The sequence below is a fragment of the Rhodobacter maris genome (genome assembly GCF_900217815.1).
Classification (GTDB): Bacteria; Pseudomonadota; Alphaproteobacteria; order Rhodobacterales; family Rhodobacteraceae; genus Rhodobacter; species Rhodobacter maris.
Genome location: NZ_OBMT01000046.1, coordinates 1 through 1,668, shown reverse-complemented (window position 1 = coordinate 1,668; position 1,668 = coordinate 1). Strand labels below are relative to the sequence as shown.

2 protein-coding genes are annotated in these 1,668 nt (G+C 60.4%); both read right to left on the bottom strand.

The window, feature by feature from the left end:
- A partial coding sequence (locus tag CRO22_RS18445) for a nucleotidyl transferase AbiEii/AbiGii toxin family protein (protein ID WP_097071597.1) occupies positions 1-992 on the bottom strand: 992 nt, incomplete at its 3' end.
- Entirely contained in the window at positions 985-1,578 is a 594-nt protein-coding gene (locus tag CRO22_RS18440) for a DUF6088 family protein (RefSeq protein WP_097071596.1), read from the bottom strand. The genes CRO22_RS18445 and CRO22_RS18440, both read right to left, overlap by 8 nt.
- Between the last annotated feature and the right edge of the window lie 90 nt (positions 1,579-1,668).

Below are 1,668 nucleotides of genomic sequence, written 5' to 3'. Positions count from 1 at the left end.
AGTGCGATCTCAGCACACCGGTCCATCAAGACATCAAATGGCTCTGGTGCCGTGGCAAGCAGACCGTCTTCGGTCATCCGGCGGTAATCATCTGAGAGAGCATTCAAAGCCTCGCCGCTTGGGACCAGTTGCAGATGTCCCGCCACTGCGGTGCCGTAGTTGACTATTCCGCCATCGGCGGCCTTTTCAGAGAAGAACATTGTCTTATGGCGAGCCACTGCAGCCGCGATCGCCCTATCTTCAATGGCGGCAGCGGCAATGCCCGCCTCATCTAGCCTGACGAGATCGTGCCAATGCCGCGAGAAGCGATCACTGCGCAAGCGGTTCTGCAAGCAAAAGACGTGGATCGCCGTCGCCTTCTCCCAGAACGTTCGCTCGGCATGCATTACACGGGGATGAGCCGCCGGAAACTCCACACCTTCGATCACCGACGCGGCATCGCAGACGATATCGCGCGGCGAGGCAGGTTCTCCTGTGGAGCGCGCGCCGAACTCCAACATCACGCTTGGGGAAACATACCCCGTGCCTTGGGCTAGGTGCGGGTAGTCGATGAACAGCTTGTCTCCTTCTATCCGAAGCCTGGCATCGATCCTTTCCCGATCAATCGCCTGCTGCAGGATCGGGTGGATGGTGCGGACCACCCAATCAGGCAAGGTCTGGCGGACACGTTTCGACACGCGCCGCTCTTCGCTGGATGTGGCGGGACTGCCATCTTCACGATCTTTGAGCAAATCCGGGATCAACGCCCGGATGTCGAAGGTCAGATCCACATCTTCGGAAAAACGATCGATAACGTGATAGGCCTTCGACAGGGACGTGCCACCCTTGAAAACGAGGTTTGCACCGATGGGCGATCCAAACAGTTGCTGAATCGCCCAGACAACCCACACGTCCTTTTCAAGAAGATGGGCTGGCCGACCAAGCCGGTCGGCTGCGACACCAAGCGCATCCAGCCGGTCTGTTGCGCTGAGGCGAAGGAATTCCTCAGCCATGGACCATTTTTCCGACCAATCGAGCCAGCCAAGTCGGAAACTGAGGCGCGGCGGAAACCAGTTCGGTCTTTGCCGCCTCTGTGAGCTTGGATCGCAGGATTAGCAGGGCCATCGGAGCTTCATCCGGTCCAAGCCAGGCAAGAGCACGGACGGCCTGGCCCGAGGTTTTGTTTCCAAGTGCCAACTGCCAGCGCGGCGCATGACGCAGTTCAACAGCCTGCCGACCAAGGTTCAGCACACGGCTTCGACCGGAAGTGAGGTAAACCGATTTGACCGGCACCTGCGTCGTCAGGCCGAGAGCGTTTGCCGCGGCAGCACCGCTCGGCACAATCATCTCGCCCCGATGCACAGACAGAGCGTCAATCGCTTGTTCGGCCGACGGGCTGCGGGGCCCAAAGCGGGTCTGAACCGGGCGCATGTAGATGCCGCGTCCCGCACGGATCAACTCGCCGCGCGCGGCCAGACGCGACAGCGTCTGATCGACAGCCGCGCGCGAGCCGAGGTGCAACAGGCCCTTCGCTGCCAAGGGCGCCCCCTCCGGCAGCGCCGCAGCAACGTTCAGAATGCTCTCAGCCATGCGCTCCATGATCGCTCCTTTGTCAGAAATATACGCGGTTTTCTGACAGATTTCAATCGGGCTTGCTCACCCAAAGCGCCGCCCCTCTTCGGTGAAGGT